The sequence below is a fragment of the Mixta mediterraneensis genome (assembly GCF_030283135.1).
In the GTDB taxonomy this organism is placed as follows: Bacteria; Pseudomonadota; Gammaproteobacteria; order Enterobacterales; family Enterobacteriaceae; genus Pantoea; species Pantoea mediterraneensis.
Map to the genome: position 1 here is coordinate 1 of NZ_JASUAZ010000015.1, position 14,081 is coordinate 14,081.

Annotated in this window: 14 protein-coding genes and 1 other annotated feature; of the genes, 10 read left to right on the top strand and 4 right to left on the bottom strand. The window is 51.5% G+C overall.

All coding sequences use genetic code 11. The annotated features are described in order from the left end of the window. A partial coding sequence (gene yjjX / locus QRY16_RS11080; protein ID WP_289776612.1) for an inosine/xanthosine triphosphatase occupies positions 1–432 on the bottom strand: 432 nt, incomplete at its 3' end. 61 nt (positions 433–493) lie between these two features. Here yjjX and gpmB point away from each other — a divergent pair. Then, complete coding sequence (gpmB, locus tag QRY16_RS11085) at positions 494–1,141, top strand: 2,3-diphosphoglycerate-dependent phosphoglycerate mutase GpmB (protein WP_193403865.1); 648 nt, start codon at positions 494–496, stop codon at positions 1,139–1,141. A 33-nt stretch (positions 1,142–1,174) separates the two neighbouring features. On the opposite strand, the gene robA is transcribed toward gpmB, so the two are convergent. Continuing rightward, the gene (gene robA, locus QRY16_RS11090) at positions 1,175–2,053 is read right to left on the bottom strand and encodes an MDR efflux pump AcrAB transcriptional activator RobA (protein WP_193403864.1); all 879 of its coding nucleotides are present in this window, start codon (positions 2,051–2,053) and stop codon (positions 1,175–1,177) included. 196 nt (positions 2,054–2,249) lie between these two features. Between robA and creA the strand changes: the two genes are divergently transcribed. After that, a complete protein-coding gene (gene creA, locus QRY16_RS11095) occupies positions 2,250–2,723 on the top strand; it encodes a protein CreA (protein WP_193403948.1) in 474 nt (157 codons plus the stop codon). Positions 2,724–2,761: 38 nt separating this feature from the next. On the opposite strand, the gene arcA is transcribed toward creA, so the two are convergent. Beyond that, positions 2,762–3,478 carry a two-component system response regulator ArcA gene (gene arcA / locus QRY16_RS11100; protein WP_193403863.1) on the bottom strand — a complete coding sequence of 239 codons (717 nt, stop codon included), beginning with the start codon at positions 3,476–3,478 and terminating at the stop codon, positions 2,762–2,764. Positions 3,479–4,078: 600 nt separating this feature from the next. Here arcA and QRY16_RS11105 point away from each other — a divergent pair. The 5 genes from QRY16_RS11105 (at position 4,079) to thrC (ending at position 9,805) form a co-directional block, all read left to right on the top strand. After that, entirely contained in the window at positions 4,079–4,783 is a 705-nt protein-coding gene (locus QRY16_RS11105) for a tRNA/rRNA methyltransferase (protein ID WP_289776613.1), read from the top strand. 185 nt (positions 4,784–4,968) lie between these two features. Beyond that, on the top strand, positions 4,969–5,037 hold the full coding sequence (gene thrL, locus QRY16_RS22210; RefSeq protein ID WP_193403947.1) for a thr operon leader peptide: 69 nt from the start codon (positions 4,969–4,971) through the stop codon (positions 5,035–5,037). Further along, positions 4,976–5,094: a sequence feature (Thr leader region), on the top strand. Its footprint overlaps the gene before it by 62 nt. Before the next feature lie 26 nt (positions 5,095–5,120). Then, positions 5,121–7,583, top strand: coding sequence for a bifunctional aspartate kinase/homoserine dehydrogenase I (thrA, locus tag QRY16_RS11110; RefSeq protein ID WP_289776614.1), 2,463 nt, complete (start codon positions 5,121–5,123; stop codon positions 7,581–7,583). Positions 7,584–7,585: 2 nt separating this feature from the next. Further along, on the top strand, positions 7,586–8,515 hold the full coding sequence (gene thrB / locus QRY16_RS11115) for a homoserine kinase (protein WP_289776615.1): 930 nt from the start codon (positions 7,586–7,588) through the stop codon (positions 8,513–8,515). Positions 8,516–8,518: 3 nt separating this feature from the next. Then, positions 8,519–9,805: a threonine synthase gene (gene thrC / locus QRY16_RS11120; protein ID WP_289776616.1), complete on the top strand. Its 1,287-nt coding sequence runs from the start codon at positions 8,519–8,521 to the stop codon at positions 9,803–9,805. Positions 9,806–9,840: 35 nt separating this feature from the next. Here thrC and yaaA read toward each other — a convergent pair whose 3' ends face one another. Then, positions 9,841–10,617: a peroxide stress protein YaaA gene (yaaA, locus tag QRY16_RS11125; protein WP_289776617.1), complete on the bottom strand. Its 777-nt coding sequence runs from the start codon at positions 10,615–10,617 to the stop codon at positions 9,841–9,843. A gap of 209 nt (positions 10,618–10,826) precedes the next feature. On the opposite strand from yaaA, the gene tal reads away from it, so the two are divergent. The 3 genes from tal (at position 10,827) to QRY16_RS11140 (ending at position 13,900) form a co-directional block, all read left to right on the top strand. Further along, positions 10,827–11,780, top strand: a complete 954-nt coding sequence (gene tal, locus QRY16_RS11130) for a transaldolase (protein WP_289776618.1) — start codon at positions 10,827–10,829, stop codon at positions 11,778–11,780. Between the two features lie 124 nt (positions 11,781–11,904). Beyond that, positions 11,905–12,492 (top strand): molybdopterin adenylyltransferase, encoded by a 588-nt coding sequence (mog, locus tag QRY16_RS11135; protein ID WP_289776619.1) that lies wholly within the window; start codon positions 11,905–11,907, stop codon positions 12,490–12,492. A 106-nt stretch (positions 12,493–12,598) separates the two neighbouring features. Next, a complete protein-coding gene (locus tag QRY16_RS11140) occupies positions 12,599–13,900 on the top strand; it encodes an MFS transporter (RefSeq protein ID WP_289776620.1) in 1,302 nt (433 codons plus the stop codon). The last annotated feature ends 181 nt before the right edge of the window (positions 13,901–14,081 follow it).

Sequence of the window (14,081 nt, forward strand, 5' to 3'; positions counted from 1 at the left end):
GGTAAAAGCACCAATCGCGCCGCCTTTATGCTTAATATTTTCTACGCCGGTCAGTCGCGCCATCTCTTCCCCCAGTTCACGTCCTTGTTGCAAACCGGACATCACCACGGGCGGCAGAGTAAAACTGGCCGAACGTGATTCACCGCGCTGTTTTTGATTTTCCACGACTATCCAGGCAAAGGCGTAATTCTCTTCAATTCCCGCTTCAATCGCTACCCAGAAATCGGCCTCCGGTCGGACCTGTCGCGCGTTCATCACGCGTTGACGTGCGCCCGTTCGCGTTTCCAGATGAGTTAATGGCTGTGCCGCCACGCCGCTATCGACCTCGACCCCTTCGATATGGCAGGATCCTTCTCCGAAAACGTCGTTGAACGCTTGTGCAATTGCGCGAATCTTCGCTGGGTTGATGGTGGCTGCGACAACGTGGTACATAATTGGTTGAACCCTTGAGTAATTTAAGGCAATTTTGGTCGCAGTATAACGGAAACTAAGCATGCTACAGGTCTATCTTGTTCGTCACGGTGAAACGGTATGGAATGCGGAGCGACGCATTCAGGGTCAGTCCGACAGTCCGCTGACGGAAAAAGGTGAACAACAGGCCCATCAGGTGGGTGAACGTGTTAAAGACTCAGGCATCACGCATGTCATTTCCAGCGATTTAGGACGTACGCGTCATACTGCGGAAATCATTGCTGATGCCTGCGGTTGTAGGGTGACGCTGGATCCGCGCTTACGCGAACTGAACATGGGCGTGCTGGAAAAGCGTCCACTGGATGGCTTGACGCCAGAAGAAGAAGCCTGGCGCACTACGCTGGTGAACGGTACTGAAGGAGGACGCATTCCTGAGGGCGAATCAATGACGGAAATGGCGGCGCGTATGCATGAGGCGCTGAATGCCTGTCTTGAACTGCCAGCAGGCAGCCGTCCGCTGATAGTCAGTCACGGTATGGCGCTGGGCGTGCTGGTTAGCACCATTCTGGGTTTGCCTGCTCATGCCGAACGTCGTTTACGTTTGCGTAACTGTTCGATTTCACGCATTGATCATCAGCAAAGCGCCTGGCTGGCAAAAGGTTGGGTGGTTGAAACGGCTGGGGATGTCTCTCATCTCGATGCGCCTGCACTCGACGAATTACAGCGCTAATAAAAATGCCGTCGCGAGGACGGCATTTTTGTTTTAGATCGCTGACTGACGGCGAATGGGAATCAGGTATTCACAGCGAATTTCCGAGGGCGGCTCGCTACGCTTTTTCCCACCGTGGGTGAAGAAGCGCTCAATATCCTGGCCCTCACGACGGGTGAGGCCGAGCACTGGCATACAGGTTCCATACAACAGCAGAATAAATTCCTGTAACTCTGCGCGCTGGCCGGTATAGGTGAACTGCACGTAATCACCTGCCTCAAGGATCACACTCTGACCCGAATGCATGTTTATCGCGCTATCGGCGGGTACGGCGGTAGTGTAGAGAATTTCCTGCTCATCATCTTTGTCGTGACTGGCGCGCACCTGATGCAAGCCATACAGCACTGGCGGCACCGTATCGGTTTCCAGCAGGAACTGCTTCCAGAAGTGGGTGCGCATTTCGTCACGGTAGCTGGAAATTTGCTCTAGCGTGCAGGTATAATTTTGCGTTTGTCCCACCAGAACCGTTTCCGGCAGAGTCACGAAAATGGGTTCCGGCTGCTTGTCGTCATAAAGGCGAATCGGCGGACGAATGCCGAATGAATGCCAGTCTGATGAACGGCGATACCATGCGGGCGTTTGATTAAACTGTTTTTTAAAGGCGCGAGTGAAGGTCTGCTGCGAATCGAAGCGATATTGCAGAGCAATATCCAGAATCGGGCGACTGGTCAGACGCAGCGCCACGGCGGCTTTAGATAAACGTCGTGCACGGATATAAGCACCGATCGCGTGACCGGTAACGTCTTTGAACATCCGTTGTAAATGCCACTTAGAATAACCTGCTTTCAGGGCAACATTATCAAGGGAAAGCGGTCGATCCAAATGACTCTCCAGCCAGACAAGCAAATCGCGAATGATACCGGCTTGGTCCATAAAACTTCCTCATACTCTCTGATAGCGCAGATAAACGCAGTCGATAGATAATAGCACTCATTGCTCAAAGAAGTGGGCAGTTACATTGGGGATGATTGTGCTACATCAATGCGATTTAAAACCGTTTTGGTTTGGTCAAATTGACCAACTGACAGTACATTACCTTCCTATCTATTACGTTTGCAATGGTAACTCCATGACAATACCTCGTTTTTTTATCGTCGCCTTCACCGCAATGGCCTTTTCAGCCCCGTTAATGGCCGAGGAAATTGGCTCTGTTGATACGGTTTTCAAGATGTTTGGTCCCGATCATAAAATTGTGGTGGAAGCCTTCGATGATCCGGATGTTAAAAATGTAACCTGTTATATCAGCCGAGCGAAAACCGGCGGTATCAAAGGCGGGTTAGGGCTGGCAGAAGATACGTCGGACGCGGCCATATCGTGTCAGCAAATCGGTCCGGTGGTGCTGAATGATAAGATTGCTCAAGGCAAAGCGCAGGGCGAAGTCGTTTTCCGTCAACGCACCTCGTTAATTTTCAAGAAGCTGCAGGTTGTACGCTTCTTTGATAAAAAGCGCAACGCCCTGGTCTATTTAACGTATTCGGATAAAGTGGTGGAAGGTTCGCCGAAGAATGCACTCAGCGCGGTGCCGATTATGCCGTGGCGTTAAAACCAAGAAAAAACGCCCGACCGGGCGTTTTCTACGGCTTAATCTTCAAGGTCGCCGCAAAAGCGATAACCTTCACCATGAATGGTCGCAATGATCTCTGGCGTATCTGGCGTTGACTCAAAGTGTTTACGGATGCGGCGGATGGTGACATCTACAGTACGATCGTGTGGCTTCAGTTCACGGCCGGTCATTTTTTTCAGCAGGTCGGCACGCGTCTGGATTTTGCCCGGATTTTCACAGAAATGCAGCATGGCGCGGAATTCGCTACGCGGCAGCTTGTATGGTTCGCCGTTTGGGTTAATCAGCGAACGGCTGTTAATGTCCAGCGTCCAGCCATTGAATTTGTAATCTTCTACCTGGCGACGTTCTTCACCAGGCAAAGCCAGATTCATGGTGCGCGACAGCAAATTACGTGCACGAATAGTCAGTTCACGCGGATTAAAGGGCTTAGTGATGTAATCATCGGCACCGATTTCCAGACCAAGGATTTTATCCACTTCATTATCACGACCGGTAAGAAACATCAGCGCGACGTTTGCTTGCTCGCGTAGTTCGCGTGCCAGCAGCAGACCGTTTTTGCCAGGCAGGTTGATGTCCATGATCACCAGATTGACGTCATTTTCGGTCAGAATCTGATGCATTTCAGCACCGTCGGTCGCTTCATACACCACATAACCTTCCGCCTCAAAGATGCTTTTGAGGGTGTTACGCGTGACCAGTTCGTCTTCAACGATAAGAATGTGTGGGGTCTGCATATTTCGCTACCTAAAATTTGCTAACAAATTGAAAACAGGGCGTACAGCGGTTATTCGGCTCTCTTGTAAAGAGCGGTGCGCTGCGCTGAACCATTGTACGAAATTATGTTTTAATAAACTTTATACTAACGTCAACAACAGTGTTAGCTCAGCCAGAAAGGATGAATATTGCATGCCCCAGAAGGGCATCTATCCTAACTGTATTAACCGCAACCTAACAGCACCAACAACAACCAATAAGCATAAAAATAACGCTTCGTTGACTTATATCAAATGCAATTGTAGCACGTTAACACTTTTGTGAAAAACTTCTCGTAGATTGCCTGCTTAGCTCACAAAAAGCAGCATTTTCGCTCCATTCCTCTTGCCAGGCCAGCAAAGTAAAAGCCTGGGAGGAGGCTGTTTTACCGCAATGAAATTAAATATTTTTTTATTGAATATTGTGTTTTAACCCATTTTTCCGCCAGATATTGCGTTACGCCATTTTTTAACGTGTTTTAACATTGTTAACATTATATTTCCTGGCTTTTTATTGATCCATTGAGTGGGCAGAACGCGTGTTATAATGCGCCGCGATTTTAACAAACTGATGGAATAATCATGCGATTCCCCCTGATTCTGGTTTCGCCCGCTCGGGCAGAAAATATTGGTGCTGCCGCGCGTGCGATGAAAACCATGGGTTTTAGCGAGTTGCGAATCGTTGCCAGTGAGGCGTGGCGGGAACCTGCGGCCCGACGCGTGGCGCACGGTGCCGGAGAGATCCTTGATAATCTGCAAACTTTTGACACCCTGGCTGGTGCGCTGGCTGACATTGATTTTTCGGTCGCGACCACTGCACGCAGTCGGGCGAAATTCCGCTATTACGCTACGCCAGCGCAGGTTGAAACGCAGCTACTGGAAAAACGTCAATGGGTAAACAGTATGGCGTTGGTGTTTGGGCGGGAAGACAGCGGTCTGATGAACGAAGAGTTAGATCAGGTCGATCTGCTTACCGGTATTCCCATGGCAAATGATTATCCCTCTCTGAATTTAGGGCAGGCGGTGATGGTGTACTGCTATCAGTTAGCGGCACTGAATCAGGTGGTAGCACCTACGCCACAACTGGCCGATGCACAACAGTTACACGCTTTGCGTCAGCGATTTCAGCATTTACTGGTTCGGCTTCATGTAAGCGGTGATGAAAAGATGGCCGACTGGATCGATCAACGCGTTGGATTATTGGAACAACGCGACAGCGCCATGCTGCATCGTCTGCTGCACGATATAGAAAAAAAACTTATAGATAAATCGTCGGGTAAATCGTAATTTTCCAGCGTCAGATCGCAATAAATGTGCTCATTGCCAACGATCCACACAGCATTTTTTATTCGGAGCGGAACTGTACGCAGTGATTGAAATTTATACAATTGACAAATCCGTTGACTTAACGCGCGCTTTGCTTTACTTCTGGAAGGCAGACGGACAAACAAAGACAGATAAAATAAATCTCAATGCGTAATTTCAGCCTGAACATCACAATTATTACCACCACCATTACCACAGGTAACGGTGCGGGCTGACGCATACAGGAAAAACAGAAAAAAAGCCCGCACCTAAACAGTGTGGGCTTTTTTTTCGGCTCAAATTCAGGAGAATTTATATCATGCGAGTGCTGAAATTCGGCGGAACCTCGGTGGCAAATGCGGAACGTTTTCTTCGCGTAGCCGACATTTTGGAAAGTAACGCGCAGCAGGGACAGGTTGCAACCGTGCTCTCGGCTCCGGCCAAAATCACCAATCATTTGGTGGCGATGATTGAGAAAACCATCAGTGGTCAGGACGCTTTGCCGAACATCAGTGATGCCGAACGTATTTTTGCCGATCTGTTGCGAGGTCTGGCTGATGCACAGCCAGGCTTTGATTACGACCGAATGAAAACCCGCGTGGATGTAGAATTTGCGCAGCTGAAGCAGGTGTTACATGGCATCAGCCTGCTGGGGCAATGTCCAGACAGCGTGAATGCCGCTATGATCTGCCGCGGTGAAAAACTCTCAATTGCTATCATGGAAGCGCTGTTGCAGGCGCGTGGTCATGCGGTCAGCGTTATTGATCCGGTAGAAAAACTCCTCGCCACTGGGCATTACCTCGAATCCACCGTAGATATTGCCGAATCGACCCGTCGTATCGAAGCCAGCAAAATTCCCGCTGAGAATATGATCCTGATGGCCGGTTTTACCGCCGGTAACGAGCGGGGCGAGCTGGTAGTACTGGGCCGTAACGGTTCCGATTATTCAGCTGCGGTATTGGCCGCCTGTTTGCGCGCCGACTGCTGTGAAATCTGGACCGATGTGGATGGGGTATATACCTGTGACCCGCGTCAGGTTCCTGATGCGCGCCTGCTGAAATCCATGTCTTATCAGGAGGCGATGGAGCTTTCCTATTTCGGCGCCAAAGTGCTTCATCCTCGCACTATCGCCCCCATTGCTCAGTTCCAGATCCCTTGCCTGATCAAAAATACGGCTAATCCGCAAGCCCCTGGCACCTTAATCGGCGGCGAAGGCGCTCAGGACGAGAATCCGGTAAAAGGCATCACCAACCTGAATAACATGGCGATGTTTAACGTCTCTGGCCCAGGCATGAAAGGAATGATTGGCATGGCGGCGCGCGTATTTGCTGCGATGTCACGCACCGGCATTTCGGTGGTCCTGATTACCCAGTCTTCGTCTGAATACAGCATCAGCTTCTGCGTGCCGCAGAACGAGCAGGCACGTGCGCGCCGCGTGCTGGAAGAAGAGTTTTATCTTGAACTGAAAGATGGGCTGCTCGATCCGCTGGACGTGCTCGAAAACCTGGCGGTCATTTCCGTGGTTGGCGATGGTATGCGTACGTTGCGCGGCATCTCCGCGAAATTTTTTTCAGCGCTGGCACGTGCCAACATCAATATCGTGGCCATCGCGCAGGGCTCATCAGAGCGATCCATCTCGGTAGTGGTTAATAACGATGATGTCACCACTGGCGTGCGCGTGGTGCACCAAATGCTGTTTGCCACCGATCAGGTGATCGAAGTGTTTGTGATCGGCGTGGGTGGCGTGGGCGGCGCATTGCTGGATCAGCTGCATCGCCAGCAGGCGTGGCTCAAGCAAAAGCACATTGATTTGCGCGTCTGCGGCATCGCCAATTCACGCGCCTTATTAACTAACGTGCACGGCATCGATTTAAACCACTGGAAAGCCGAACTGAGCGAAGCCAAAGAGCCGTTTAATCTGGGCCGACTGAACCGCCTGGTGAAAGAGTATCACCTGCTGAATCCGGTGATTGTTGACTGTACTTCAAGCCAGGCCGTTGCCGATCAGTACGCCGATTTCCTGGCGGACGGTTTCCACGTGGTGACGCCGAACAAAAAGGCCAATACGTCTTCCTGGAATTACTATCAGCAGATGCGCGCCGCCGCCGCGAAGTCACGTCGTAAATTCCTTTATGACACCAACGTTGGCGCGGGTTTACCGGTCATTGAGAATTTGCAAAATTTGCTCAATGCTGGCGACGAACTCATTAAATTTTCCGGTATTCTTTCGGGTTCGCTTTCCTTTATTTTCGGTAAGCTGGATGAAGGCGTATCGCTGTCGGAAGCGACCAAAATGGCGCGTGAAATGGGCTTTACCGAGCCGGATCCGCGTGACGATCTTTCAGGCACGGATGTGGCGCGTAAATTACTGATACTGGCCCGTGAAGCCGGTTATCAACTGGAGCTGAGTGATATTGAAATCGAGCCGCTGCTGCCTGAAAGCCTGAATGACATTCAAGACATTGAGCAATTTATGCAGCGCCTGCCAGAGCTGGACAATGCTTTTGCCGCGCGCATAGCAAAAGCCCGCGATGAAGGTAAAGTGTTACGCTTCGTCGGCGCGATTGAAGAGGGCGGAGCCTGTAAGGTGAAAATTGCGGCGGTGGACAGTAATGATCCGCTCTATAAAGTGAAAAATGGCGAAAACGCGCTGGCGTTTTACAGCCGCTATTATCAACCGATTCCGCTGGTGCTGCGCGGGTACGGTGCCGGAAATGATGTCACTGCGGCCGGCGTTTTTGCCGATCTGTTGCGCACCCTGTCATGGAAGTTGGGAGTTTAAAAATGATAAAAATTTATGCACCGGCCTCAATTGGTAACGTTAGCGTCGGCTTTGATGTGCTGGGCGCGGCGGTTTCGCCGGTGGATGGTTCGTTACTGGGGGATTGCGTTTCAGTCGAAGCCGCAGACAGTTTTAGCCTGACCAATGCAGGCAGTTTTGTTAGCAAATTGCCCGCTGATCCGAAAGACAACATTGTTTACCAGTGCTGGCAGCGTTTCTGCGAAGCCATTGGTAAAACCGTGCCGGTCGCCATGACGCTGGAAAAAAATATGCCGATCGGTTCGGGGCTGGGATCAAGCGCCTGTTCGGTTGTCGCGGGTTTGATGGCGATGAACGAATTTTGCGATAAACCGCTCAACGATACTGAACTGCTGTCGCTGATGGGTGAACTGGAAGGGCGTATTTCAGGCAGCGTACACTACGATAACGTCGCGCCATGCTTTCTTGGCGGCATTCAGCTGATGCTGGAAGAGAATGGCGTGATTAGTCAGGAGGTGCCGGGCTTTGACGACTGGCTGTGGGTGATGGCGTATCCCGGCATCAAAGTTTCCACCGCGGAAGCGCGGGCGATTTTGCCTGCGCAATACCGTAAACAAGATTGCATCAAGCATGGCCGCCTGCTGGCGGGGTTCATTCATGCCTGTCATACACGCCAGCCACAGCTGGCCGCTAAACTTATGCAAGATGTGATCGCCGAACCCTACCGTACTAAACTGCTGCCGGGATTTGCCGAAGCGCGTCAGGCCGCGCAGGATATTGGTGCCCTGGCTTGCGGCATTTCCGGTTCTGGTCCAACACTTTTTGCCGTTTGCAATCAAATGGAAACGGCCCAGCGGATGGCCGACTGGCTGAGCCAGCACTATCTGCAAAATGATGAAGGCTTCGTCCATATCTGCCGTCTTGATACGGCTGGCGCACGTAAACTGGGATAATGCATGAAACTCTACAATCTTAAGGATCACAACGAGCAGGTCAGCTTCGCCCAGGCGGTGAAACAAGGTCTGGGTTCGCAGCAAGGGCTGTTTTTCCCGCTTGAGCTGCCCGAATTTGAACTGACTGACATTGATGCCATGCTGGAGATGGATTTTGTTAGCCGCAGCAGCAAGATTCTTTCTGCCTATATCGGCGACGAGATCCCCGCTCACTCACTCGCCGAGCGCGTTAAGGCTGCGTTTACTTTCCCGGCCCCGGTTAAGCAGGTGAGCGATGACGTAGCCTGTCTGGAACTGTTCCACGGCCCGACGCTGGCGTTCAAAGATTTTGGTGGCCGCTTTATGGCACAAATGCTGTCCTTTGTCAGCGGCAGCGATGAGCAGATTACGATTCTGACCGCAACGTCAGGTGATACCGGTGCCGCTGTCGCCCATGCCTTTTACGGCATGGAAAATGTGCGCGTCGTTATCCTCTATCCGCAGGGCAAAATCAGCCCCTTGCAGGAAAAGCTGTTCTGTACGCTGGGTGGCAATATTGAAACCATTGCCATTGACGGTGATTTCGATGCGTGCCAGTCGCTGGTTAAGCAGGCGTTTGACGATGAAGAACTGAAAAAGGCGATTGGCCTGAACTCGGCAAACTCCATCAATATCAGTCGGCTGCTGGCGCAGATTTGTTATTACTTTGAAGCCGTCGCGCAGTTGCCGCAGGAAAAACGTAATCAACTGGTGGTTTCTGTGCCAAGCGGTAACTTTGGCGATTTAACCGCTGGCCTGCTGGCAAAATCACTGGGTCTGCCGATCAAGCGTTTTATCGCAGCAACCAACGCTAACGATACCGTGCCGCGTTTCCTCGGTAATGGTGCGTGGACACCGAATGCGACTGTGGCAACCCTGTCGAATGCGATGGACGTTAGCCAGCCAAATAACTGGCCGCGCGTAGAAGAGTTGTTCCGCCGTAAAGCCTGGCGTTTGGGCGATCTGGCGTACGGCGCAGTATCGGATGACACGACCAAAGCAGCGATGCGTGAGCTGGCGGATATAGGTTACATCTCTGAACCACACGCTGCGATTGCCTGGCGTTTACTGCGCGATCAGCTTCAGGAGGGCGAATATGGCTTGTTCCTGGGAACCGCGCATCCGGCGAAATTTATCGAAAGCGTGGAAGCCATTCTGGATCAGAAGCTGGAATTACCGGCTGAATTAGCCGAGCGCGCCAGCTTACCGTTACTGTCACATAATATGAAAGCGGACTTTGCCCCGCTTCGCGCTTTCTTGCTGAAAGCATAAGTAGCGCGAACAAGGGACGGTCCCCGTCCCTTTTATCAGGCCTGTTCGGCTCGCTTAAATACCCACTCGTCATGGCTGCTACTGGCCGCATCAAACGCATAACCCTCGGCATCAAACGCCCGCAGCTGTTCCGGCTTTTGCAACTGGTTCTGAATCACATAGCGACTCATTAATCCGCGGGCTTTTTTGGCATAGAAACTGATGACTTTGAACTTGCCGTTTTTCTCATCTAAAAATACCGGCTTAATCAGTCGCGCCTGTAACTTCTGCGGCCTCAGCGCTTTGAAGTATTCATCCGAGGCCAGGTTGATCAGCACATCATCGCCTTGATCGGCCAGGGCTTCATTAATTTTATCTGTCAGCAACTCACCCCAGAAACTGTACAGATCTTTGCCTGCCGGGTTGGCCAGTTTGATCCCCATTTCCAGACGATAAGGCTGCATTAAATCCAGTGGACGCAGCAAGCCATACAGGCCAGACAACATTCGCAGATGCTGCTGCGCAAAATCGAAATCTTTATCGCTGAACGTTTCTGCCTGCAAGCCGGTATAAACATCGCCTTTAAATGCCAGAATCGCCTGACGCGCATTGTCCGGCGTGAATTCAGCCTGCCAGCTGTTAAAACGATCGGCGTTAAGGTGCGCCAGTTTGTCGCTGATATGCATTAGCGAAGCGATTTGCGCCGGGGAGAGATCGCGTGCCACCTCAATCAGCTGTTGTGACTTTTCTAACAATGCCGGTTGGGTATATCGCGGGGTTGCCAGTGGGCTTTCATAGTCCAGTGTCTTGGCGGGAGAAATCACCATCAACATATTCGCCTCCTCATATAACCCTCGTTTTTACAGGGCGTTGGCCGGTTATTTGGCCTCGCAGTGTAGCAAAAAAGCCGCAAAGATCGGCAAATTACACCTATTCGTCAGCGCTATCGTAAACGGCATTTCCTAACCTTGCGCCGCCGTTGCCGCGTGATATTATCGCCACAGCCTTTTTTCACCCTGACAGTTAACTAAGAGAAAAGAACATGACGGACAAACTTACTTCCTTGCGTCAATTAACCACCGTAGTTGCAGACACCGGTGATATTGCAGCCATGAAGCTGTACCAGCCGCAAGACGCGACCACCAACCCTTCTCTGATCCTCAACGCCGCACAAATCCCGGAATACCGCAAACTGATCGATGAAGCGATTGGCTGGGCGCGTGAGCAGAGCAACAGCAAAGAAGAGCAGCTACAGCTGGTTTCTGACAAGCTGGCCGTCAACATTGGGCTGGAAATCCTCAAACTGATCCCAGGCCGTATCTCAACAGAAGTGGATGCACGTCTTTCTTACGACACTGAAGGCAGCATCGCGAAAGCGCGCAGCCTGATCAAATTGTATAACGATGCGGGTATCAGCAACGACCGTATTCTGATCAAACTGGCGTCTACCTGGCAGGGTATCCGTGCGGCGGAGCAGCTGGAAAAAGAAGGCATTAACTGTAACCTGACGCTGCTGTTCTCTTTCGCGCAGGCGCGTGCATGTGCAGAAGCGGGCGTGTTTCTGATTTCTCCCTTCGTGGGCCGTATCCTTGACTGGTACAAAGCCAATACCGACAAAAAAGAGTACGCGGCACACAATGATCCCGGCGTCGTTTCCGTGTCTGAAATCTATAATTATTACAAGCAACACGGTTATGAAACCGTTGTCATGGGCGCCAGCTTCCGTAACGTTGGCGAAATCATTGAGCTGGCGGGCTGCGATCGTCTGACTATCTCGCCAGCATTGCTGAAAGAACTGGCTGAAAGCGAAGGTACGCTTGAGCGCAAACTGAGCTACAGCGGCGAAGTGAAAGCGCGTCCAGCGAAAATGACCGAATCTGAATTCCTGTGGCAGCATAATCAGGACCCTATGGCGGTGGCAAAACTGGCTGAAGGTATCCGTAACTTTGCGGTTGACCAGGGCAAACTTGAGAAGATGCTGGCAGAACTGCTGTAATCGTGGGCCGTGACGGCAGTTGTCGTCACGGTTTTTTCTTTTCCGTCACTTTCGCTTTGTATTATCCTCTCGCTATTCCCCTTCTGTTTCACCGCTACGCGGTAAATCACAGCGAATTAAATAAATGAATATATTACGTATTGGGTTGATCTCCGTTTCCGATCGCGCCGCTAACGGCATTTATCAGGATCAGGGCATTCCGGCACTGGAAAGCTGGCTAAGCAGCGCCATTAGCACACCGTTTGAGGTTGAAACGCGTCTGGTCCCGGATGAACAGCCAATGATCGAACAGACAATTTGCGAACTGGTGGATGAGCGTTTTTGCCATCTGGTATTCACGACGGGTGGCACGGGGCCAGCGCGCCGTGATGTCACGCCCGATGCGACATTAGCCGTTGCCGATCGTGAGATGCCTGGCTTTGGCGAACAAATGCGTCAAATCAGCCTGCAATTTGTGCCAACGGCAATTCTATCGCGTCAGGTGGGAGTGATTCGTAAGCAGTCGCTGATTCTGAATCTTCCCGGCCAACCCAAATCGATTAAAGAGACGCTGGAAGGGCTTAAAGATGAACAGGGGAAAGTAAAAGTCGCAGGTATTTTCGCTTCTGTACCTTATTGTTTACAGTTGCTGGAAGGGCCGTATATTGAAACCCATACGCAAGTCGTAGCAGCTTTTCGCCCAAAAAGCGCGATGCGTGAGATAAATAACTGAATATTCCCTTTTTCAGGCATAAGCTACAGCCTGGCTGATGTAGTAAAAAATTGACGGTATAGTAATGCAAAATTTACAACCGCTTTTCTTTTGCCTCTGGAATGTTATGGAATCGACCCCTACTCAGCGCCTGGACCACCAGGATTATAAAACGCTTGCCCTTGCCGCCCTTGGCGGTGCGCTGGAGTTCTACGACTTCATTATCTTTGTCTTTTTCGCTGCGGTTATTGGCGACCTGTTTTTTCCGCCAGATATGCCGGAGTGGCTGCGCCAGTTGCAGACGTTTGCCATCTTTGCGGCAGGCTATCTGGCGCGCCCGCTAGGCGGTATCGTAATGGCGCACTTTGGTGACAAAGTTGGCCGCAAAAAGATGTTCAGCCTGAGTATTTTACTGATGGCGTTACCAACGCTGGCGATGGGTGCCTTACCGGGGTATCACGCTATTGGCATTGCCGCGCCGTTGCTAATGTTGCTGATGCGCATATTGCAAGGTGCGGCCATTGGCGGTGAGGTGCCGGGCGCCTGGGTGTTTGTTGCGGAGCATGTGCCACAAAAACGCGTCGGTTTCGCCTGCGGCACACTGACTGCGGGGCTGACCGCCGGAATTTTACTGGGTTCGCTGGTGGCGACCGTGATTAACAGCACCATGTCGCCGACCGCGATTGCGGCAAGCGGCTGGCGCATTCCGTTTTTTCTTGGTGGTCTCTTTGGCCTGGTCGCGATGTATCTCCGCCGCTGGCTGCATGAAACCCCCGTCTTTCAGCAGCTGCAGCAGCAAAAAGCGCTGGCAGAAACGTTGCCGCTGAAAACCGTGCTGAAAAGCCATAAACGCAGCGTTGTCGTGTCGATGCTGCTGACCTGGCTGCTGTCAGCCTGCATTGTGGTGGTGATTTTAATGGCACCGACATTAATGCAAAAACAGCACGCTGTTTCAGCCGCGCTGAGCTTGCAGGCCAACAGTCTGGCGACGGTGATGCTGCTGGCCGGTTGCGTCATTACCGGTTGGTTAGTGGATCGTTTTGGCGCGGCACGCGTATTAATGGTTGGCTCAGTATTGCTGGCGCTGTGTAGCTGGAATTTTTTCCATCAACTCGACAATGGACCGCAGGCGCTGTTTGTCAGTTATGGCCTGGCAGGGCTGAGCGTTGGCGTGGTTGGCGTAGTGCCATTTGTGATGGTCAGCGCTTTTCCGGCTGCGGTGCGCTTTACCGGCATCTCCTTCTCTTATAACGTTGCCTATGCCATTTTTGGCGGCCTGACACCGATTTTCGTCACGCTCATTTTGCGTTTGACGCCGCTGGCGCCAGCCTGGTATGTGCTGTCGCTGGCATTAATCGGGTTACTGACTGGGCTGTATCTGCATAGCCAGCAAAAGCACGCCAGGGCCGTCAGGGAAGTTAACGCCTGACTTTTTTGCCATAAACAGACTTTTTGCAAAATTTTTTTCATTTAACCCTTGATGCGCTTCGAAGCGGCCCCATTTACTTGTCATCGAGCGTTGTGGACGGTGGAAAAAAGCAGGTGGTGATGGTTGAAAGCAAACAACCCGCCCGCATAACAGGTTCACAACCCAAACTGGCAAAGAATTT

What these genes read in the sequence shown, in the direction of transcription:
- gpmB (WP_193403865.1), top strand. Translation starts at nt 494, where the DNA reads ATGCTACAGGTCTATCTTGTTCGTCACGGTGAAACGGTATGGAATGCG.
- robA (WP_193403864.1), bottom strand. Translation starts at nt 2,053, where the DNA reads ATGGACCAAGCCGGTATCATTCGCGATTTGCTTGTCTGGCTGGAGAGT.
- creA (WP_193403948.1), top strand. Translation starts at nt 2,250, where the DNA reads ATGACAATACCTCGTTTTTTTATCGTCGCCTTCACCGCAATGGCCTTT.
- arcA (WP_193403863.1), bottom strand. Translation starts at nt 3,478, where the DNA reads ATGCAGACCCCACACATTCTTATCGTTGAAGACGAACTGGTCACGCGT.
- QRY16_RS11105 (WP_289776613.1), top strand. Translation starts at nt 4,079, where the DNA reads ATGCGATTCCCCCTGATTCTGGTTTCGCCCGCTCGGGCAGAAAATATT.
- thrA (WP_289776614.1), top strand. Translation starts at nt 5,121, where the DNA reads ATGCGAGTGCTGAAATTCGGCGGAACCTCGGTGGCAAATGCGGAACGT.
- thrB (WP_289776615.1), top strand. Translation starts at nt 7,586, where the DNA reads ATGATAAAAATTTATGCACCGGCCTCAATTGGTAACGTTAGCGTCGGC.
- thrC (WP_289776616.1), top strand. Translation starts at nt 8,519, where the DNA reads ATGAAACTCTACAATCTTAAGGATCACAACGAGCAGGTCAGCTTCGCC.
- yaaA (WP_289776617.1), bottom strand. Translation starts at nt 10,617, where the DNA reads ATGTTGATGGTGATTTCTCCCGCCAAGACACTGGACTATGAAAGCCCA.
- tal (WP_289776618.1), top strand. Translation starts at nt 10,827, where the DNA reads ATGACGGACAAACTTACTTCCTTGCGTCAATTAACCACCGTAGTTGCA.
- mog (WP_289776619.1), top strand. Translation starts at nt 11,905, where the DNA reads ATGAATATATTACGTATTGGGTTGATCTCCGTTTCCGATCGCGCCGCT.
- QRY16_RS11140 (WP_289776620.1), top strand. Translation starts at nt 12,599, where the DNA reads ATGGAATCGACCCCTACTCAGCGCCTGGACCACCAGGATTATAAAACG.